This window comes from Paraburkholderia caffeinilytica, assembly GCF_003368325.1.
Taxonomy (GTDB): Bacteria; Pseudomonadota; Gammaproteobacteria; order Burkholderiales; family Burkholderiaceae; genus Paraburkholderia; species Paraburkholderia caffeinilytica.
In genome coordinates this window covers 2,308,696-2,328,270 of the sequence record NZ_CP031467.1, presented here as the reverse complement: position 1 = coordinate 2,328,270, position 19,575 = coordinate 2,308,696, and the positions used below count along the sequence as shown (strand labels likewise).

Genomic DNA, 19,575 nt, shown 5'->3' with positions numbered 1-19,575 from the left:
GCCTTTCCTTGAATTGCTAGTGGTCTATTAGCGTTCGCCCCTGTGCGGGGCAGGCACTCACTTCTCTTTGCCGCCGCAAAGAGAAGTAAGCAAGAGAAAGCGGCTCACACCGCTCCTGCTAAGTGGGCACCGTAGCTCGCACAGGGTGGTGGTGCATCTGGAATCCGTGCCCTCGCACCTTCAGGCGTTAGTGACAAGGGACTCATCAGCTCCCACTCCGCACTGCGTGCGTCGCGGACGGGTCTGCATGGGAAACCAGCGGCTTCGTTTGGGTTTGGTGGAGCCATCGGCTTCGCCTCGGCGACGCGCCTCCGCCCTCACCCCGGAAACCCCCACTTCAAATGATCTGCCGGCGTGCTGCAATCATCGTCCCAACCCCAGTCACAATCACCACCACGACCAAAGTCGCAACCGCAGCTACCCTTCCAATCGCAATCGCAGTCGCGGTTGCAGGCGCACTTGCACTTGCACTTGCACTTGCACTTGCACTTGCGGTGGCGGTGGCGGTGGCGGTGGCGGTGGCGGTGGCGGTGGCGGTGGCGGTGGCGGTGGCGGTGGCGGTGGCGGTGACGATTGTGATGGCGGTGCAATGACGAGCCACTACACGGTCGCGAAACGCGAGTGCGAAACGTAGCGGGTGGTTTTATGAGGTGCTCTTCGGCGCGCGCAGCGCCGCCGGAAGTATGACTCCCTTGTCACCAGCGCAGGCAGAGGCGCGAGCACCGATTCCAGATGCACCACTACCCTGTGCAAACAGAGGCGCCCACTTAGCAGGATCGGTGTGAGCCGCTTTCTCTTGCTTACTTCTCTTTGCGGCGGCAAAGAGAAGTAAGTGCCTGCCCCGCACAGGGGCGACACTAATAGACCACTAGCAATTCAAGGAAAGGCACAAAATCCAGATCAAGGAAAGCCCAACACCGCAAACACACAGACAAAAAACGCCGAGCAGGCAAAAAACCCACCTCACATCAACCCGCAAACCACCGCAGCAATCACCGACCCACCCACCAGCACGACCCCCACCATCCGCCGCTTATTCAGTTCAGTCCACAGCAGGACGCCAGTCAGAGAAAGCAGAATCATCCCACCGGCAATCGTATCGATCAGCAACACCCAGCCGACACTCAGCCCCACGCCGCGATGCAGGTTATTCATCGTCGTGAGAAACGAGTTCTGCGTGCGTTTCACCGCCACAAAGCCATTGCCGACCCAGTATTCGGCCTGCACGTTCTGAGCCGGTCCAACAATCCCGACCTGCCAGAACTCCGGCTGCATCGTGCTGCGATCGCCCCACGCGACCGGATGCGCCGGCTCGCGCTTCACCCGCCCCGGCTTGCCGTCGATCTTCAACTCGCCCTTGAGCCACTTCGCCATTTCCATCGGCGAACCCAATTTCTTTTGCGGCACGGGGATTTGCATCTCCTCAACCTGCGGCTCACCGGACGACACCTTCAACGGCCCAGCCCGATGATTCAGCAGAAAACCGGTCGCGCCGAACATCAGCCCCAACACCGCGCCCCATAGGCCAACCCAGCCGTGCACCTTGCGCAGCCACTTGATGAAATTCGCTCGCCGCGAACGCTGGCGCCGCGCCGCCTGCTCAGCATCGTCCATCAGATGACGACCGCGCTCCAGCGTATGAGCCGTATATTGCGTGCCGCCGCCAGCAGCAGGTTTCATATCGATCGAATCAGGCGCGTTCACATCCATGCTCCAGGCGCAGCAAGTTAAACCCTCGCCGGCGGGCGGCGACGAAGCGCTCGCGCTCACCAGCGGTAAAAGGAAGTTCGAAGGGAAGAGCCGGACGAACCCGGCTTGCGGTCCAGGCCGTCCGGCTGAGAGGCTGGCTGGCAGTCACAGAGGAGGAGAAATGTGACAGAACGCTGGCGATGCCTTTCAATTGAGAATGGATATCATTACATAATTGAGGCATTTGCTCAATCGCAATGCGCGGCATCCGCTTGACATCCGGGCGGCGCAATCCGACTCTAGCTGGCGACCCCGTCAACGTTGCCGTTCCGGATACCTGACCGCCATGCGCCTCTCCTCTTTGGTCTGTGTTGCTTCTTTCGGCTGGCTTGCCGGCGTTCACAACGCGAGCGCGAGCATCGAGGCAAAACTGGACGATCCCTATACCAACGAAGGCGAAACGCAGACCTTCACCGTCAACGCCGACGGCTCCTTCTCGAAGCTCGATTCGATGACGCTGCGCGTGAACAACGAAGCAGGCGTCGCACGGGTGGCGCAGCAATACGTCTGGTTCAACCGCAACATGGCGGACGTGCAGATCATCGAGGCATATACGACCACCGCCGACGGCGTGCGTCACGACGTGCAGCCCGAGCAGATCCGCGACGTGCAGGAAGCCCGTTCGTTCGACGCGCCGATGTTCCAGGACATCCAGGAAAAGGTGATCGTATTCCCCGCTGTCGAGCCCGGTGCGCGCGTGCACCTCACCTATTGCAAGACGCAAAAGCAGCCGATCGTGCCGGGCGAATTCAGCGACTTCACCCCGCCCGATCTCGCACCGACCCACAACTTTCGCCTCATCTACGATCTGCCCGCCGACAAACCGCTCTATGCCGATGCACGCGGCTTCACCACGCTGAAACCGGTCACGCGCGACGGCCGCACACGCTACGAATATCGTTACGACAAGGCGCATTTCAGCCGGCTGGAGCGCGGCTCGATCGCGTACGTGTCCTATGGCGACCGGCTCATGGTCTCGACCTTTCCGGACTATGCCGCTTTCGCCGCCAGCTACAGGGCATCCTCCGCCGATCCGGGCGCGCGCGACGCCGCCGTCACGCGTCTTGCGCAAAAGCTGACCGCGCGTGACCACACCCCACGCGAGAAAGCCAAGACGCTGTACGACTGGGTGCGTCGCGACGTCCGCTACGTGGCGATCTATGTCGGACGCGGCTCGGTGGTGCCGCACAGCGCAAGCGCGATCCTCGCGAACCGCTACGGCGACTGCAAGGATCACGTGGCGTTATATGGCGCGCTGCTCGACGCGGTCGGCATCCGCAACGAGCCGGCCTTGATCAGCAGCGGGTCGATCTATACGCTGCCGAGCGTGCCGGGTTACGGCGTCATCAATCACGCCATCACGTGGCTGCCGGATTTGCAGCAATACGCCGATTCGACCGCGTCGAATGTCGAATTCGGCTTTCTGCCAGCGTCCGATATGAACCGTCCAACGGTGCTCGTGAATCAGGGGGTGGTCGCACAAACACCCGCCACCGAGTTGACGACGCACAACACCGACCTGTCGATCAAGGTCGAACCGGATGGCTCGGCGAGCTTCACCTATCGGCTGGAAGCCTCGGGTGCCACAGCCGAACAGGCGCGCGCGATGTTGCGCACGCAGACGCCCGCGCAACGTGAGGATTCGATCCAGGCGGAACTACGCAGCGCCAACCTGCGCGGCACCGCCACGCTGACCACCAGCGATCTCAGCGCGGCCGACGGCCCGCTGACGATCACGATGAAAGGCACGCTGGAAAGTCTCGTGGTGCCGGGCGCAGCGGCATCGATTCCGGCGCTGACGAGTCTGGCCGGCGGCTTCGAGTCGGGCGCCCGCTACTGGCTCGGCGAACGGCAGCGCACGCAGCCGTTCGTCTGCCACAACCTGGCGTTGCATGAACACGCGCGCCTTGAATTGCCCGCGAATTTCCACGTGCTCGAGATGCCGGAGGCGAAACGAACCCAGGACCGTTTCGTCGATTTCCAGTCTCAGTACACGTTGGATCCGCTCCACAACGTGGTGACGATGACGCGCGACGGCACCACCCACTTCGACAGCGAAGTCTGCACGCCCGACGACTTCACGCAGATGCACCCCGCGATCGAGGCGATCGGGCGCGACGTGCGCGCCGAAGTGATCGTCAAATCGACGCTGGTGGAATCGTCGAGCGTGGCGTCGCAGGCGCCCTGAAACACCGTAAAAGCGCCGCAGACCCGCGGCGCTCCGCTTCATGCCGCCGCCATGCGAAGCCGCCCTGGAACGGCAGACGCGTGGAAACGCACTTACTCAAACCGGCCAGAGCGGCCCTTCCTGCATCGCGCCGAGCTGCTCGCGCAGTTCGAGGATGCGGTCTTCCCAATAGCGCTGCGTGTTGAACCACGGAAACGCGGCCGGAAAAGCCGGGTCGTCCCAACGGCGCGCAAGCCACGCCTGGTAGTGAATCAGCCGCAGCGTGCGCAACGCTTCGACGAGGTACAGTTCGCGCGGCTCGAAGTCGCAGAAGTCTTCGTAGCCCGCGAGCAGATCCGCCAGCGCACGCGACGCCTCGGCGCGCTCGCCCGGCAGCAGCAGCCACAAATCCTGCACTGCCGGACCCATGCGGCTATCGTCGAAGTCGACGAAATGCGGACCCGCGTCGGTCCACAACACATTGCTCGGATGACAATCGCCGTGCATTCGCAACATGCGAATATCGCCGGCGCGCTCGAAAGCGCGTTCGACGCCTTCAAGCGCGAGATTCACCACGGTTTCCCATGCCGGCCGCACGTCGTCAGGCACGAAGCGGTGTGACAGCAGGAAATCGCGCGGCTCGTAGCCAAACGTGTCGATGTCGAGCGTGGGACGCTCGGTGTAGTTCTGCGTCTGCCCAACCGCATGGATGCGGCCGATAAAACGCCCCAGCCATTCGAGCGTATCGCGCCGGTCCAGATCGGGCGCGCGGCCGCCGCGGCGTTCGAAGATCGAGAAACGGAAACCGTCGAAGGTGTGCAGTGTGCGGCCGTCGAAAACACGCGCGGGCACCGCCGGAATCTCACGCGCGGCGAGGTCGGCGACAAAGGCGTGTTCTTCGAGAATGGCGGCGTCGGTCCAACGCTCGGGACGGTAGAACTTGGCGACCACCGGCGGGCCGTCTTCCACGCCCACCTGGTACACGCGGTTCTCGTAACTGTTGAGCGGCAACATGCGGCCGTCGGTGTACACGCCGACGCTGCTGAGCACGCTGTCGAGCGCGTCGAGCACGATTTCCGGCTTGAGCCGGGCAAAAGGCACGGCGCCATCGGCGCCGTCCTGTGAGTCGAGAGTGTCGTCGTTCATGCCCGCATTGTGCGCCGCGCCGCCGTCAAAGACGAGGGCGTCGGCTCACCTTACGGCTTACCGCCACCTGCAGCCTCCATGAATCGAACTCAAACCCGCTTTAATGCACTTGTGCGCTCGACGGGCGCACCTGCTCGCCTGTATCGATCAGATCTTCAAGGAAAAAGGGTTCAGTATTCAGATGCTCCGATGTGCCGGGTTCGCCGGCATACCAGGCCACCATCGCCATGTCGCCGAGAATGCGCATGACAATCCCGCGTGCGCCTTGCGGCACCGCGATATGCACCGATCGGACAATGGAACCGATTTGCATGATGTTTCCCCGTTTCTCCCATAGCCGGCTTTATGGTTTCCGCGCCGGTCAAGGTGATGATAAAAGCGCCGCTTCGCCAATAACGTTGCGTACGCACCCAATCTGCTGCGCGTAAGACGCGTGAGAGGTTCGAGTCATTGTTCCCGTTTTGCGGGGCCACGGAAAGCGCGAACTCAAGGCTGTTCACCCGTCGTTTCGCCCTGTTCCCATTACAGCGCGCCGGGCCGATGATCCGGGCGTGAAGCGTCGTAACGAGACCATCATAAACCCAGCCGGGGCGATACATCAAAATCATGCTGCGCCACAACGATCCGCCTGGTCCGCCCGTTGCGGCCGCCAGGCGCCATCGCCGCATGGCCGGCAGCGTCACGCCGATCAGGACATTGGGCGACGGTTGGGACACGTCCGCATTGCCGACTGACGAAAAGATCGTGCATCCCGCGCCGCCCGAGTGCGAGGCTGCGGCGCACGGTTAAACCTTTTCAGCTTATTCTTAACTCCTTTGAGTACGCTGCGCGCCCCAAGGAGATTTTTTCGTGACCGCATCGCCGGACGCTCACCGGACTGCTACTTCGGCTGTTCCCGCGTCATCCGCCTCTTTCCCCTCCGCGCCCGTGCCTGACGTCCGCGACATTCCCTATCTCGAACGCGGCACGCATGCTTATTGGCGCGCCAGTATTGCGCTGTTGTTCGCGGGTTACGCGACCTTCTCGCTGCTGTATTGCGTACAGCCATTGTTGCCTGCGTTCTCAACGGCGTTCGAGGTGACGCCGGCGCAAAGCAGCCTGTCGCTCTCGCTGGCGACAGCCGCGCTCGCGCTCGCCATCTTCGTGGCCGGTTTCGTCTCGGAAGGCTGGAGCCGTCACAAGCTGATGACGGCATCGCTTACGCTGTCGGCGCTGCTGACGATCGGCGTGTCGATCGCGCCCCACTGGCATCAATTGCTCGTGTTGCGCGCGCTCGAAGGCCTCGCGCTCGGTGGCGTGCCCGCCGTTGCGATGGCGTATCTCGCGGAAGAAGTGCACCCCGACGGACTCGGTCTGGCGATGGGGCTGTATGTCGGCGGCACGGCGATCGGCGGGATGGCTGGGCGCGTGATCACCGGCGTCGTCGCGGATCTGTTTTCGTGGCGCGTGGCAATCGGCACGATCGGCGTGCTGGGCATTCTGTCGATGCTCGCGTTTCGCGCTTTGCTGCCGCCGTCGCGCCATTTCGTACCGCGCCGCGGGCTCGGCTTTTCCCATCACCGCACCGCCTTGCTCAAGCAATTCACGCGACCTGGCTTACCTCTGCTGTTTCTGCTCGGCTTCGTGCTGATGGGCAGCTTCGTCACGCTGTACAACTACGTCGGTTACCGTCTGCTCGCGCCGCCGTACCTGTTGAGTCAAACGGAGATCGGCGCGATTTTCGTCGTCTATCTAACGGGCGTGGTTGCCTCGCCGTGGTCGGGCCGCATGGCCGACACCTTCGACCGGGCGCGCGTGCTGACCGGCAGCTTGCTGCTGATGGCATTCGGACTCGCCCTCACGATGCTGCACCCGCTGGCGGCCATTGCGACCGGCATCGCTTGCGTGACGTTCGGTTTTTTCGCCGGACACTCGGTGGCGAGCGGCTGGGTCGGCCGCCTCGCCAAAGAAGCCAAGGGCCAGGCGGCCGCGTTGTATCTGCTCGCGTATTACATCGGTTCGAGCGTGGTCGGTTCTTATGGCGGGCACGTATGGGCAGGTGATGGGTGGAACGGTGTCGCCGGGCTGGTGGGCATGCTGCTTGTCGTCGGCCTCGTCGCGGCCATACGCTTGCGCCGACTCGAACGGATCACGGCATGAGGACACGCGGCTGATCGGCTTTGGGTAAACCGAGCCTGGCGGCAACGCGAAACCGGGTCCGCAAGAGGCGGATTCCAGTTCGGAGAGCCCCCTCCTCAGTGCATCGAACGGGCTCAAAAAGTAAGGCCCGCGTAAACAAGCACTTCATTGTTTACGGCGTTTTTGCTGCAGCGCGCCAATCGCGGCGACCCTTGCGGCACCGGGTTCAGCAGCCTGCGAAGACACGCTGCAGCGCCGCAAGACGTTGTTATGTTGATCTAACCGTCGCCTATACTCGAATCGGCCGTTGGCAGTGCATGACTCCAGAAATCGAGCCACTGCCCGCGTCGGTACTACATAAGGAGACGGGTATGACGACCTACTTCACGATTGGCGATTTCATCCTGGTCATTCCGATGGCGCTGGCCGGCGCCCTGTTCGTCGGCGCGCTCCCCTGCAAGACGGAATTTCGGCACAACGCGTTACGCGTGCTTGGCGCGCTGATCGGCGTGGTGTTCGCGGTCGTGCTGGTCGAAGGCTTGCCTGCGCTGGTGTAGCGGGGTCCGGCGAAGACAGCCTGGACGCTTCGCCGATAGTTCGCTTGACTGAACGCAGCAGCTTCGGCTGCTGCGATGTTTGTGCGCGCCACTGATCCGAACAGCGCTTACGATCGGACCGCGACAGTTCGGGACTTGATCTGTGCGGGTGCTTGACCAGGCTACCGGTCGCTGAAAACCGCGCGCTACTTGATTGAACAGACCAAACAAAAAGCCGCCTCACCGGCGGCTTTTCTACATATCTTCTCTGCGTCTACTTCTAAGGCACTAAAAGAACCGCCGAGCACCGCCCACTCAGATCGCCTGATCGGTCGACGGCTTTTCCCACAGGTTAATACCGCCTTCGGTCGCGTAGCGATCGATCTCCGTCAGCTCCTCTTTCGAGAACGCGAGATTCTTCAGCGCGCCGACGTTTTCGCGCACCTGTTCCGCACGGCTCGCGCCGATCAGCACGGACGTGACGCGCGGATCGCGCAGCGCCCAGGCGAGCGCCATCTGCGCGAGACTTTGTCCGCGACGCTGCGCAATATCGTTGAGCTTGCGCACATGTTCGATATTTTGCGGGCTCAGATGCTCCTGCTTCAACGAACCGCCGCCCGGCTTGTTGACGCGCGCGTCTTCCGGCACACCGTTCAGATATTTGCCGGTGAGCAAGCCCTGCGCGAGCGGCGTGAATGCGATGGCGCCCGCGCCAACCTGCTCGAGCGTGTCCAGCAGTTCGCGTTCGATCCAGCGGTTGAGCATGTTGTACGCCGGCTGATGGATCAGCAGCGGCACCTTGTACTCGGCGAGCAGCTTGGCCATTTCGAGCGTCTTGGTCGCCGAGTATGACGAAATTCCGATGTACAGCGCCTTGCCCTGCTGCACGGCGCTCGCCAATGCACCGGCGGTTTCCTCGAGTGGCGTATCCGCATCGAAACGATGCGAATAGAAGATATCGACATAGTCGAGACCCATGCGCTGCAAGCTCTGATCAAGACTCGCAAGGACGTATTTACGCGAGCCACCGCCCTGGCCGTACGGACCCGGCCACATGTCCCAACCTGCCTTCGACGAAATCAGCAGTTCGTCGCGATACGGCTTGAAGTCGTCTTTGAAGAGCCGGCCGAAATTGGTTTCGGCGCTGCCGTACGGGGGGCCGTAGTTGTTGGCGAGGTCGAAGTGCGTGATGCCCAGATCGAAAGCCGTGCGCAGGATGTCGCGCTGCGTGGAGATCGGCGTGGTATCGCCGAAGTTATGCCACAGGCCCAGCGACAGCGCCGGCAGTTTGAGACCCGACTTGCCGCAGACGCGGTATTGCATGTCCGAATAGCGTTCTGAAGCTGCTTCGTAAGCCATTGCTAGTGTCCTTGATGTTGAAGTCGCCCGGCGATCACGGGCGTGAGGAAATCACATGCTGCGGGAGGCGTGCAGGTTTTATGTTTGGGTATCGGCGAGACTAGAGCGCTATGGTAGCCAATCGGCGTGATACGTGCAGACGTCCAGTATGCGGGATGGACGACCGCTTGCGGCTCCCCTACACTTTGGCCGATCGAAGCTTAGCGGAGGGACGGATTCATGACGAAGGCGATTTCAATCGCGCTGATTGCCGGCGGTATCGTGTTGTTGTATTTCGGCGGGCAGGCGTTCAACTCGGTCAGCAGCGAGGTGTCCCGCGTGTTTACCGGGTCGCCGACCAATAAGGCGATCATGCTGATTGTGGGCGGCGTTGTCGCCACGATTGCCGGCCTGACCGGAGTGGCTATTTCCGGGCGCAAGCGGTAGAACGCCGACTGCCTGCACGGCGCGGGACCAACGGGCATCCGCGCCGCACAAGGCAAATAGACTTAAAAAGCAATTTCAGGCTTGGCCGCCGAGCGGGATCCCGGCAGGGGCACATTGCTTGCCCCGTGATAGGTGAACACCAAAGAAAATTTCACCTGATCGCTGAGATTCTTGCCCGCCGAATGCAGCGTGTTGCAATGAAAGAACACCACGTCTCCGGCCTTGAGTTCGGGCGAGACCGCCGTGCGAATCAATGCCTGATTCTCTTCCAGATCGGAGCGGAAAAACTTGGCTTCGTCGAAGCGGTCGGAAGTGAAGGCCGCGCTGTGCGACTTCGGGACCAACCACAACGCACCGTTATCGATCGTCTCAGACCCGACAGCAAGCCACACGGACACCAGGTCGTCGCGCTCGAACGACCAATACCTCACGTCACGATGCCAGCCGGTCAAGCTGCCATAGGCAGGATGCTTGGTCATCATGCAATTGTGATGCGCCCGCGATAAACGCGGCTCCTCGCCGAAGTACAACTCCATCCAGCCACGAATTTCCGGTGCGGTCGCCCATTGCGCAAAATCCGGATGGCGCCCGTACGCATCCAGCAGACGACGAACCGTATGGCCGCCCGGCGCATGTTTGGATTCCGGTGCGCCTGGATACCGCAGATCCGCTTCGAACTCGATCGGCGCGGCCGCTTCCTGCAACTGGCGCTCGGCAATCTGCTTCAGTTCAGCGCAACGCTCGGGCGAAACCAGTCCCGGCACAACGACAAATCCCTGCTCCCGCAACGTTTGAATCTGTTCTTTCTTCGAGTGAAGTGACATGGTGTTCCGTTACTTTCGACTGACCGATGCTCGATTGTAAAACGGGCGCGATCGGACTGCGCGCTGTTTCACCTTGCGAGAGATCAAGGCCTTACGCACTACTTTCACGCGAAATGGCGCTTTGCACGGCACGCTGTCAGGGCAAGCACGCACGAAAATCGACCGCAAAGGGCGCGACCCCGCACGCATGCACGTCGCGCTTCCCTCGTAAAAACCCGTATTCGCAGGGTAAAAACCGACTTTCTGACGTCATGAATCGCGTGTAGCCTGCACACATGTTGATTGCTCCTCCCGCACTTTCACGGCGCGAACAGGCCGCCAAGGCTGTCTCCACCGTCCTCCGTGTTCTTTCCCGTCGAATTCCGGGCTTTCGCACCGTCCATCGCGACACCGCCGTTGGCACATTTGGTGCTCCTTCTGGCGCACACTCCGTCGCGCGACACGCTGCCTACTTGTGAAGCCATGCATACTCTTCTGAGCACCCGTCTTACCCGCGCCGCATTGAAAGCAGCGCGTCCCGCGCGTCGTCATCTCGTGCGCGCGCTGCGTCACCATGCCACCCGCACCCGTGCATTAGGGGAACAATGGCGCGAAGCCAAAGCGGTGGACGGCATTCGCACGTGGTTCCATACCTTTTTCTCCGCACTGCGTCTGCAAGGCAGTTCGCGCCGTTTTTCGCTGCGCACGCTGCTGCGCAAACCGACGCCTCTGCGCCTCGCCGCGACGCGCCGTGCACCGGTCGCCGCGCCGCAAAGCACGAGCCGCCGACCGCGCCGTATGTCGACGAGCGGCAGCACCGGCTGGTTTGCGTTCGCGTTTGCGAGCCGCTGAATCCGTCATTGAATGCGCCGCCGCGAATGGGCGGTGAAGTGAGCCGCTGAGCGCGGTATGAGGCCTGCCACGAACGGCCTCGCGCTCCGCTGAACTGCAGCGAGTACGTACGACCGCGGTCGTGTTTGCGCCGCCGCCGCTCCAATGCACGGCGCCTTCGAAAGCAATAAAAAACCCCGCACGGCTCGCGCCGGCGGGGTTTTTTACTGAAGCGAGCTACGCGCTGTTTGTCAGGCGAGCGCGGCGACCGGTTCGGTGCCTGCGGCTTCGGCGAGCGCCAGCGCTTTGTCAGTGGCTTCCCAGGTGAATTCCGGCTCTTCGCGGCCGAAGTGACCGTAGGCCGCGCTCTTCTCGTAGATCGGGCGCAGCAGGTCGAGCATCTGGATGATGCCCTTCGGACGCAGGTCGAAATGCTCCTGCACCAGCTTCGTAATCGTCGCGTCCGACACGCGGCCCGTGCCGAACGTGTTGACCATCACCGAAGTCGGCTGGGCAACGCCGATCGCGTACGACACCTGAATCAGGCAGCGCGACGCCAAACCAGCCGCCACGATGTTCTTCGCGACATAACGGCCGGCGTAAGCCGCCGAACGGTCGACCTTCGACGGATCCTTGCCCGAGAACGCGCCGCCGCCGTGGGGCGCTGCGCCGCCGTACGTATCGACGATGATCTTGCGGCCCGTCAGACCGCAATCGCCTTGCGGGCCGCCAATCACGAACCGGCCGGTCGGGTTCACCAGGAACTTGATGTCACCCTTGATCAGGTCGGCCGGCAGCGTCGGCTTGATGACTTCTTCGATCACGGCTTCGCGCAGCGTGGCCAGATCGATGTCCGGCGAATGTTGCGTGGACAGCACGACCGTGTCGATCGCATGCGGCTTGCCGTCGACATAACGGACCGTGACCTGCGATTTTGCATCCGGACGCAGCCAGGGCAGGCGGCCGTCGCGGCGCAGATTCGCCTGACGCTCCACCAGACGGTGCGACAGGTGGATCGGCAGCGGCATCAGTTCCGGCGTTTCTTCGCACGCGTAACCGAACATCAGGCCCTGGTCGCCGGCGCCTTGATCGAGGTTGTTGTCGTGCGCACGGTCCACGCCCTGGGCGATGTCCGGCGATTGCTTGTCGTACGCCACCAGCACTGCGCAACCGCGGTAGTCGATACCGTAATCGGTGTTGTCGTAGCCGATGCGCTTGATCGTGTTGCGCGCGACCTGGATGTAATCGACATTCGCGGTGGTGGTGATTTCACCGGCCAGCACGACGAGACCCGTATTGCACAGTGTCTCGGCTGCGACACGCGAATATTTGTCCTGTGTCAGGATAGCGTCGAGGATCGCGTCCGAGATCTGATCCGCGACTTTGTCGGGATGGCCTTCGGAAACGGATTCGGAAGTGAAGAGATAATCGTTTGCCACGTTGCAGACTCCTGTTTTGTGGTTACGGTTGAGTTTCACGTAGCCAGCTTCGGGAGCCTTGAAGCGGCGACGCTTTAGCGGATTACCTTACTGGCAGGGCCATGGATCGCACCCGCCAGCTTCGCCCCGCAAGTTGTCTATTAACTCGGCGAAGCCCTTATTATAGCGACTTCCTTTGATTGTCACAGAGTGATCACACGTGCTGTATTTCGACCCGTCTTCAGGTTTCTTGAGCAAAGCGTCGCTCGACGCCCTAAACGGAGGGGCGGCATGCTGAGTCGCCTTGGTGCCCATCTGGCCATTGGACTGCTGAAATTTTTAGCATTGTTGCCGTACGGTCTGGTTGCGCGATTGGGCGACGGGCTGGGCTGGCTGCTCTATCAGATCCCCAGCAACCGTAAGCGCATCGTCCACATCAATCTGGGTTTGTGTTTCCCGGAATGGAGCGCCGAACACCGCGAAGAGATCGCACAGAAACACTTCCGCCACGCGATCCGCAGTTATGTCGAGCGCAGCGTCCAGTGGTTCTGGTCCGCAAAGAAGCTCGAAAAGATCGTGCAGGTGGATAGCGAGATCGACCTGCGCGACCCGGACATGCCGCCTACCCTGTTGCTCGGCGCGCACTTCGTCGGCATCGAAGCGGGCTCGGTGTTCATCAATCACGCGCTGGACCGGCAGTGCGGCGCGCTGTACCAGCCCATGTCCAACAAGGTGCTCGACGACGTGGCCATAGCCGCGCGCGGCCGCTTCGGCGCGGACATGGCAAGCCGCGCCGACAGTGCGCGCATCGTGCTGCGCTGGTTGCGCGACCGCAAACCGGTCATGCTCGGCGCCGACATGGACTACGGCATGCGCAACTCGACGTTCGTGCCGTTCTTCGGCATACAGACGTGCACGCTGACGGCCGTCGCGCGGCTCGCCGGGGTCGGCCACGCGCAGGTGGTGCCGTTCATCGGCGAGGTGCTGCCGAACTACAAAGGCTACCGGCTGAAGGTCTTCAAGCCGTGGGACAACTACCCCACCGGCGACGACGACGCCGACGCGCGGCGCATGAACGCGTTCCTCGAAGAACAGATTCCGCTGATCCCCGAGCAATACTACTGGGTGCACAAGCGCTTCAAGACCCGGCCGCCGGGCGAGCCGAGCGTCTACTGAGCGGTCCTTGAAAAAAGCGCCTGAACGCGGAAATCAGGCAGCAAATAAAGTGGCAAATAAGGCGGCGTTCGGCCCACCCGCGGGCGCGTCACTTACAATAGCGTGATGAAACTGAAATTCACCAAAATGCACGGCGCGGGTAACGACTTCGTCGTGCTCGACGGCTACACCCAACCGGTCAACCTGACGCCGGCGCAGGCGCGCGCACTCGCGGACCGGCATTTCGGCGTCGGCGCCGACCAGTTGCTGCTGGTCGAAAAGCCCACTGTGGACGGCGTCGATTTCAGATATCGCATCTTCAATTGCGACGGCGGCGAGGTCGAGCACTGCGGCAACGGCGCGCGCTGCTTCGTCAAGTTCGTGCGCGACAACGGTCTGACCGACAAGCGCAGCGTGCGCGTGCAAGTGCAGAACGGCATTATCGTGCTGACCATGCAGGAAAACGGCGAAGTGCTGGTCGACATGGGCGCCCCGGTGTTCGAACCGGAGCGCGTACCGTTCGCCGCCAAAGGGCTCGAAGGCCGCCGCGAGAGCGCGGACACGCTCTGGCCGCTCGACGTGAACGGTGTGACGCGCTGGATTTCAGTGGTGTCGATGGGCAATCCGCATGCGGTGCAAGTGGTCGACGACGTCGAAGATTTTCCGGTGCTCGTCGAAGGTCCGGTAATCGAACGGCATGCACGCTTCCCGCAGCGAGTGAACGCGGGTTTCATGCAGATCGTTAGCCGTAGCGAGATCAAGCTGCGGGTCTATGAACGCGGCGCCGGCGAAACGCTGGCGTGCGGCACGGGCGCGTGCGCGGCAGTCGCCGCCGGCATTCGCCGCGGCCTGCTCGATACGCCGGTGCTGGTGCACACGCACGGCGGCAAGCTGACCATCACGTGGGATAGCACGCAAGACGGCGCGCCGCTGTTGTTGGCGGGCCCCGCGGCAACCGTCTTCGAAGGCGAAATCGAACTGGCCGATTGACCCGCGCCAGCGCACTACCCGATTCAGCGGCCGAGCGATCGGCCGAGGAAGTACCCGACACGAGGCCTCGAACAGGCCGTTAAAGAAGCCAGTGAAGCAGCCGATGAAGAGCCGGACCAGGCAGCTCTTTCACCGGCCGACCGAACGCATGACCGATGCGCCGCCCGAAGGCGTCGTCCCGTAGTCCTTTAGCCGAAACCATGAACGATCGCGAAGTCGCCGAATATCTGCTCGCCAACCCCGATTTCTTCGCCGAACACGCGGAAATGCTCGCAACGATCCGGCTTGCGAACCCGCACGGCAAAGCCGCGGTGTCGCTGCAGGAGCGCCAGATGGAAATGCTGCGCGACAAGAACAAGCATCTCGAGCGGCGTCTGGCCGAACTGCTGCGCTGCGGCCACGAAAACGACAGCATCGCGTCGAAATTCAATCGCTGGACCATCCGCGTGATGGCCGAGCGCGATCCGTACGCGCTGCCGCGCACGATTTCCAACGGCTTGCGCGATATTTTCGATGTGCCGCAAGCCGCACTGCGTGTGTGGGATGTCTCCGAGCCCTATGCACAGGCCGAGTTCGCGCGCCATGTCGGCGAGGAAGTGCGAATCTTCGCGAACAGCCTCACCACGCCGTACTGTGGCGCGAACACCGGCTTCGAAGCGGCGCAGTGGCTGGCGCCGGCGGTGTCGGCGGTGAGCGACGACGGGTCCCCAGGCGCTACGGGCGAGTCCGCGCACACCACGGAATCGATCGCGCTGCTCGCGCTGCGCGACCCCGAAGGCAAGGAAGAAGCGCCCACCTTTGGCCTGCTGGTGATGGGTTCGGCCGACGCCCGCCGCTTCCATGACGGCATGGCAACCGATTTCCTGACGCAGATCGGCGCGTTGGCAAGCGCGGCGCTGAGCCGTCTGCTGCCGCGCTAAAGCCGCTGATCCGCCGATCCCGCAAAAGCCATCGTGACCGAAGCCGACCCGATTGCCGCCTATCTGTCGAATCTCGAACATGAGCGGCGACTGTCGGCGCACACGCTGCGCGGCTACACCCACGAACTCGAAGAGCTCAAACTGCTGGCCAAAGGCCGGCCGCTCGAAAGTCTCACCGCGGTCGATATTCGCGGCGCGGTTTCGCGAGCGCATGCCGGCGGCCTGACGGCGCGCTCGATCAGCCATCGGCTGTCGTCCTGGCGGGCGTTCTACCGCTGGTTCGCGGGCCGCGTCGATCTGCCGGCCAATCCGGTCGCCACCGTGCGGGCGCCGAAGCAGGTCAAGGCGCTGCCGAAAGCGCTTTCCGTCGACGACGCCACGCGTCTGATGGAGAGCCCGCCCGCCGCGACACCCGAAGGCTTGCGCGACCACGCGATGCTCGAATTGTTCTACTCGTCGGGCCTGCGGCTGTCCGAACTGGTCGGCCTCGACGCCCGTTTTGCCGATGCCGAGGACTACCGCTCCGCGGGCTGGCTCAAACTCGATTCCGCCGAAGTCGAAGTGCTCGGCAAGGGCAACCGGCGCCGCATCGTGCCGGTCGGCAGCAAGGCGCTCGACGCCTTGAACGCGTGGCTCGCGGTGCGCGACCAGATGGTCAGGCACGATCCGCATCCGCTGTTTCTCTCGGCGCGCGGCAATCGGCTGTCGCCGAACGTCGTGCGCGAGCGCGTGAAGCGCGCGGCGCTGGTCGCCGGCATTCCCGCCAATGTGCATCCGCACGTGCTGCGGCATTCGTTCGCCACGCACGTGCTGCAGTCGAGCGGCGATCTGCGGGCCGTGCAGGAACTGCTCGGCCACGCCAGCATCACCGCCACGCAGGTCTACACCGCGCTCGATTTCCAGCATCTCGCGCACGTCTACGATCAGGCGCATCCGCGCGCCAAAAAACGCGACTGATCCCGCAATTTGCCTTTTGCGGCTGACGGTCTCCGCCTTCGCTTCACCTGTCGTGTGCCTCTTTGTTCACGCGGCCTACTGCTCCTGCTGACACCCTGATGAATACCGTTACGCTCAAACCGTCGAAAGAAAAATCGCTGTTGCGCCGCCACCCGTGGGTCTATGCCAACGCGATCGATCGCGTCGACGGCAATCCCGCGCCCGGCGCGACCGTGCTGGTGCGCGCACACGACGGCCGGTTTCTCGCCCGCGCGGCCTACAGCCCGCATTCGCAGATTCGCGCCCGCGTGTGGAGCTTCGACGAAGCCGAGCCGATCGATCACGCGTTCTTCAAGCGCCGCGTGCAGCGCGCGCTCGCGCATCGTCAAACGATGGTGCACAACACCGGCGCCGTGCGGCTGATTTTCGGCGAAGCGGACGGCTTGCCGGGTCTGATCGTCGATCACTACGTCGCCGAGGACGAAGGCCAGCGCAGCCAGCTGGTGTGCCAGTTCATGGCGACGGGCGTCGAAGCATGGAAGGAAGCGATCGTCGCGGCGCTGACCGGCGCGACCGGCTGCCCGAACGTCTACGAGCGCTCGGACGTGTCGATCCGCCAGAAGGAAGGACTCGAACAGATCACCGGCGTGCTGGCGGGCGAAGCGCCGTCGGAAGCGCTGATCGCGAGCGAAAACGGCGTGCGTTATCACGTCGACGTGCGCAACGGCCACAAAACCGGCTTCTACGTCGACCAGCGCGACAACCGCTTGCTGGTGCAGGAGCTGGCGAAAGATCGCGACGTGTTGAACTGCTTCTGCTACACCGGCGGCTTTTCGCTGGCGGCATTGAAAGGCGGGGCAAAGCGCGTGGTGTCGATCGATTCGTCGGGCGACGCGCTCGCGATCGCGCAACAGAACGTGGCCGCCAACGGTTTCGACGCCGAGCGCGCCACCTGGCTCGACGCCGACGCCTTCAAAACCTTGCGCCGCCTGTACGACGAAGGCGAACGCTTCGACCTGATCGTGCTCGATCCGCCGAAATTCGCGCCGTCGCGGGAACACGTGGACCGCGCCTCGCGCGCCTACAAGGACATCAACCTGACCGGCATGAAGCTGCTGCGCCCGGGCGGACTGCTGTTCACTTACTCGTGCTCCGGCGCGATCGACGCCGAACTGTTCCAGAAGATCGTGTCCGGCGCGGCGGCCGATGCGCGCGTCGATGCACGGATTCTCAAGCGCCTCGGCGCCGGAGTCGACCACCCGTTGCTCACCGCCTTCCCGGAAGGCGAATACCTGAAGGGCCTGCTGTTGCAAATTGCCTGATCGCCCATAACTTCAGGGCTATTTCCCGCGCGCCGCGGGGGGCTTCGTCCCGCCGCCAGCGCCGGCTTGACAGATATGTTTCAATATCCGGCTAGATCGGGCCGCGCGCCGTCAGGCTGCCACGCCCGGCAAACCGGATTCGCGAATGCATTCGCGGCAGCTTGCGAGCTGTACCTTTCGCGCTGCATTTTTCGCGCTGCACTTTTCGATTACGCACAGACTCACGTACAAGGCGACCCACATGATCCCAGTCACCATCCTCACCGGCTTTCTCGGCAGCGGCAAAACCACCCTGCTCAAGCGCATCCTGAACGAAAAGCACGGCATGAAGATCGCCGTGATCGAGAACGAGTTCGGCGAAGAGAACATCGATAACGAAATCCTCGTGCAGGACACGAGCGAACAGATCATCCAGATGAGCAACGGCTGCATCTGCTGCACGATCCGCGGCGACCTGTCGCGCGTGCTGGGCGATCTGGCGGCGAAGAAACAGGCTGGCGAACTGGATTTCGACCGTGTCGTGATCGAAACCACCGGCCTCGCCAATCCGGGCCCGGTCGCGCAGACGTTCTTCATGGACGACCAGATCGCCAACGAATTCCTGCTCGACGCAATCATCACGCTCGTCGACGCGAAGCACGCGAATCACCAGCTGGACGAGCACGAAGTGGTGCAACGCCAGGTCGGCTTCGCCGATCGCCTGTTCATCACCAAGTCCGATCTGGTCGACGAACAGCATCTGGGCGATCTGCGCCATCGCCTGCTGCACATGAACCCGCGGGCAGCGATCAAGGTCGTCAATTTCGGCGAAGCGGACATCAAGGAAATCTTCGACCTGCGCGGCTTCAACCTCAATTCGAAGCTCGAAATCGACCCGGACTTCCTCGCCGAAGACGAACATGCGCACAGCCACGCTCACGCGCATGACGAACACGGCCACACCCATGCCGATCACGACGATCACGATCACGAAAATTGCGATCACGATCACGGCAAGTGCGACCACGAAGGCCACGACCACGCGCATCACCATCACGCGCACCATGACGACAAGATCAGATCGTTCGTCTACCGCAGCGACCGCCCGTTCGATCCGAACAAGCTCGAGGACTTCCTCGGCGGCATTCTGCAGATCTATGGCGAGCGCCTGCTGCGCTACAAAGGCGTGCTGTATATGAAGGGCGTCGACCGGAAGGTGGTGTTCCAGGGCGTGCACCAGATGATGGGCAGCGATCTGGCCGCGAAATGGCAGCCGATCGAGAAGAAGACCAACAAAATGGTGTTCATCGGCATCGAACTGCCGCAAGACCTGATCACCGACGGCCTGGACGCCTGCCTGGCGTAAGCATCAGGCGGGCCGGGCCGCGCCGGGCCGTACAAATGGCGCGGCACGCGGCATGCTGCAGCGTGGTATCCGCGAGCCCGCGTCGTGCGGGCATCGCGGCAATTGTCTGCAGAATATGCGGAAGAATGCGCCGAAAGCGTGCTGAAATGTCGGCCGTGTGAAAAGCACGTGAAAACCCTGCTGTATTAAAGCGTGCACGACCATCGCTTTTTGACCGTGCGCGCGTTATATTTTCGGGATATCAGTGCGCCGCCAGGGGATTTTCACCAGTTGCGGTGCTGGATTGTGATTCAGTTACAATACGTGCCCACTGGAGAATGACAACGAATTGCCCGGTCAGCGCGTATTCCGCGC

Annotated in this window: 21 protein-coding genes; 13 read left to right on the top strand and 8 right to left on the bottom strand. The window is 62.5% G+C overall.

Annotated features, from left to right (window positions below):
* Positions 1-341 precede the first annotated feature (341 nt).
* Positions 342-593, top strand: coding sequence for a hypothetical protein (locus tag DSC91_RS38040; RefSeq protein WP_175171969.1), 252 nt, complete (start codon positions 342-344; stop codon positions 591-593).
* 370 nt (positions 594-963) lie between these two features.
* Here DSC91_RS38040 and DSC91_RS26665 read toward each other — a convergent pair whose 3' ends face one another.
* Positions 964-1,704, bottom strand: coding sequence for a PepSY-associated TM helix domain-containing protein (locus DSC91_RS26665; RefSeq protein WP_115783523.1), 741 nt, complete (start codon positions 1,702-1,704; stop codon positions 964-966).
* Positions 1,691-1,957, bottom strand: coding sequence for a hypothetical protein (locus DSC91_RS37650; protein ID WP_162831471.1), 267 nt, complete (start codon positions 1,955-1,957; stop codon positions 1,691-1,693). The genes DSC91_RS26665 and DSC91_RS37650 overlap by 14 nt, the downstream gene beginning before the upstream one ends.
* Before the next feature lie 78 nt (positions 1,958-2,035).
* On the opposite strand from DSC91_RS37650, the gene DSC91_RS26660 reads away from it, so the two are divergent.
* Complete coding sequence (locus tag DSC91_RS26660) at positions 2,036-3,937, top strand: DUF3857 domain-containing transglutaminase family protein (RefSeq protein ID WP_115781596.1); 1,902 nt, start codon at positions 2,036-2,038, stop codon at positions 3,935-3,937.
* A gap of 96 nt (positions 3,938-4,033) precedes the next feature.
* Here DSC91_RS26660 and DSC91_RS26655 read toward each other — a convergent pair whose 3' ends face one another.
* Together DSC91_RS26655 and DSC91_RS26650 are read right to left on the bottom strand one after the other, a co-directional pair.
* Entirely contained in the window at positions 4,034-5,062 is a 1,029-nt protein-coding gene (locus DSC91_RS26655) for a serine/threonine protein kinase (protein ID WP_115781595.1), read from the bottom strand.
* A 100-nt stretch (positions 5,063-5,162) separates the two neighbouring features.
* Positions 5,163-5,375, bottom strand: a complete 213-nt coding sequence (locus DSC91_RS26650; protein WP_035554043.1) for a hypothetical protein — start codon at positions 5,373-5,375, stop codon at positions 5,163-5,165.
* 293 nt (positions 5,376-5,668) lie between these two features.
* Between DSC91_RS26650 and DSC91_RS26645 the strand changes: the two genes are divergently transcribed.
* The 3 genes from DSC91_RS26645 (at position 5,669) to DSC91_RS26635 (ending at position 7,737) form a co-directional block, all read left to right on the top strand.
* Entirely contained in the window at positions 5,669-5,851 is a 183-nt protein-coding gene (locus tag DSC91_RS26645) for a hypothetical protein (protein WP_115781594.1), read from the top strand.
* A 60-nt stretch (positions 5,852-5,911) separates the two neighbouring features.
* Positions 5,912-7,201 (top strand): MFS transporter, encoded by a 1,290-nt coding sequence (locus DSC91_RS26640; protein ID WP_115781593.1) that lies wholly within the window; start codon positions 5,912-5,914, stop codon positions 7,199-7,201.
* Positions 7,202-7,551: 350 nt separating this feature from the next.
* Positions 7,552-7,737, top strand: a complete 186-nt coding sequence (locus DSC91_RS26635; protein ID WP_007179669.1) for a hypothetical protein — start codon at positions 7,552-7,554, stop codon at positions 7,735-7,737.
* A gap of 294 nt (positions 7,738-8,031) precedes the next feature.
* Here DSC91_RS26635 and mgrA read toward each other — a convergent pair whose 3' ends face one another.
* Positions 8,032-9,075: an L-glyceraldehyde 3-phosphate reductase gene (gene mgrA / locus DSC91_RS26630; protein WP_115781592.1), complete on the bottom strand. Its 1,044-nt coding sequence runs from the start codon at positions 9,073-9,075 to the stop codon at positions 8,032-8,034.
* Between the two features lie 219 nt (positions 9,076-9,294).
* On the opposite strand from mgrA, the gene DSC91_RS26625 reads away from it, so the two are divergent.
* Positions 9,295-9,501: a DUF3185 family protein gene (locus DSC91_RS26625; RefSeq protein WP_115781591.1), complete on the top strand. Its 207-nt coding sequence runs from the start codon at positions 9,295-9,297 to the stop codon at positions 9,499-9,501.
* 62 nt (positions 9,502-9,563) lie between these two features.
* Here the strand turns inward: DSC91_RS26625 and DSC91_RS26620 are convergent, their stop codons facing one another.
* Positions 9,564-10,325 (bottom strand): phytanoyl-CoA dioxygenase family protein, encoded by a 762-nt coding sequence (locus DSC91_RS26620; RefSeq protein WP_115781590.1) that lies wholly within the window; start codon positions 10,323-10,325, stop codon positions 9,564-9,566.
* A 299-nt stretch (positions 10,326-10,624) separates the two neighbouring features.
* On the bottom strand, positions 10,625-10,789 hold the full coding sequence (locus DSC91_RS37645) for a hypothetical protein (protein ID WP_162831470.1): 165 nt from the start codon (positions 10,787-10,789) through the stop codon (positions 10,625-10,627).
* On the opposite strand from DSC91_RS37645, the gene DSC91_RS26615 reads away from it, so the two are divergent.
* Positions 10,788-11,156, top strand: a complete 369-nt coding sequence (locus tag DSC91_RS26615; protein WP_115783522.1) for a hypothetical protein — start codon at positions 10,788-10,790, stop codon at positions 11,154-11,156. The genes DSC91_RS37645 and DSC91_RS26615 overlap by 2 nt on opposite strands.
* Before the next feature lie 230 nt (positions 11,157-11,386).
* On the opposite strand, the gene metK is transcribed toward DSC91_RS26615, so the two are convergent.
* Complete coding sequence (metK, locus tag DSC91_RS26610) at positions 11,387-12,574, bottom strand: methionine adenosyltransferase (RefSeq protein ID WP_115781589.1); 1,188 nt, start codon at positions 12,572-12,574, stop codon at positions 11,387-11,389.
* Positions 12,575-12,844: 270 nt separating this feature from the next.
* Between metK and DSC91_RS26605 the strand changes: the two genes are divergently transcribed.
* The 6 genes from DSC91_RS26605 (at position 12,845) to DSC91_RS26580 (ending at position 19,221) form a co-directional block, all read left to right on the top strand.
* Positions 12,845-13,729, top strand: a complete 885-nt coding sequence (locus DSC91_RS26605) for a lipid A biosynthesis lauroyl acyltransferase (protein WP_115781588.1) — start codon at positions 12,845-12,847, stop codon at positions 13,727-13,729.
* Positions 13,730-13,834: 105 nt separating this feature from the next.
* Positions 13,835-14,698 (top strand): diaminopimelate epimerase, encoded by an 864-nt coding sequence (gene dapF, locus DSC91_RS26600; protein ID WP_115781587.1) that lies wholly within the window; start codon positions 13,835-13,837, stop codon positions 14,696-14,698.
* A 200-nt stretch (positions 14,699-14,898) separates the two neighbouring features.
* Entirely contained in the window at positions 14,899-15,618 is a 720-nt protein-coding gene (locus tag DSC91_RS26595) for a DUF484 family protein (RefSeq protein WP_115781586.1), read from the top strand.
* A 33-nt stretch (positions 15,619-15,651) separates the two neighbouring features.
* The gene (gene xerC / locus DSC91_RS26590) at positions 15,652-16,575 is read left to right on the top strand and encodes a tyrosine recombinase XerC (RefSeq protein ID WP_115781585.1); all 924 of its coding nucleotides are present in this window, start codon (positions 15,652-15,654) and stop codon (positions 16,573-16,575) included.
* A 98-nt stretch (positions 16,576-16,673) separates the two neighbouring features.
* Positions 16,674-17,876, top strand: a complete 1,203-nt coding sequence (locus DSC91_RS26585) for a class I SAM-dependent rRNA methyltransferase (RefSeq protein WP_115781584.1) — start codon at positions 16,674-16,676, stop codon at positions 17,874-17,876.
* Between the two features lie 241 nt (positions 17,877-18,117).
* Complete coding sequence (locus DSC91_RS26580) at positions 18,118-19,221, top strand: CobW family GTP-binding protein (protein WP_115783521.1); 1,104 nt, start codon at positions 18,118-18,120, stop codon at positions 19,219-19,221.
* Positions 19,222-19,575: the final 354 nt, after the last annotated feature.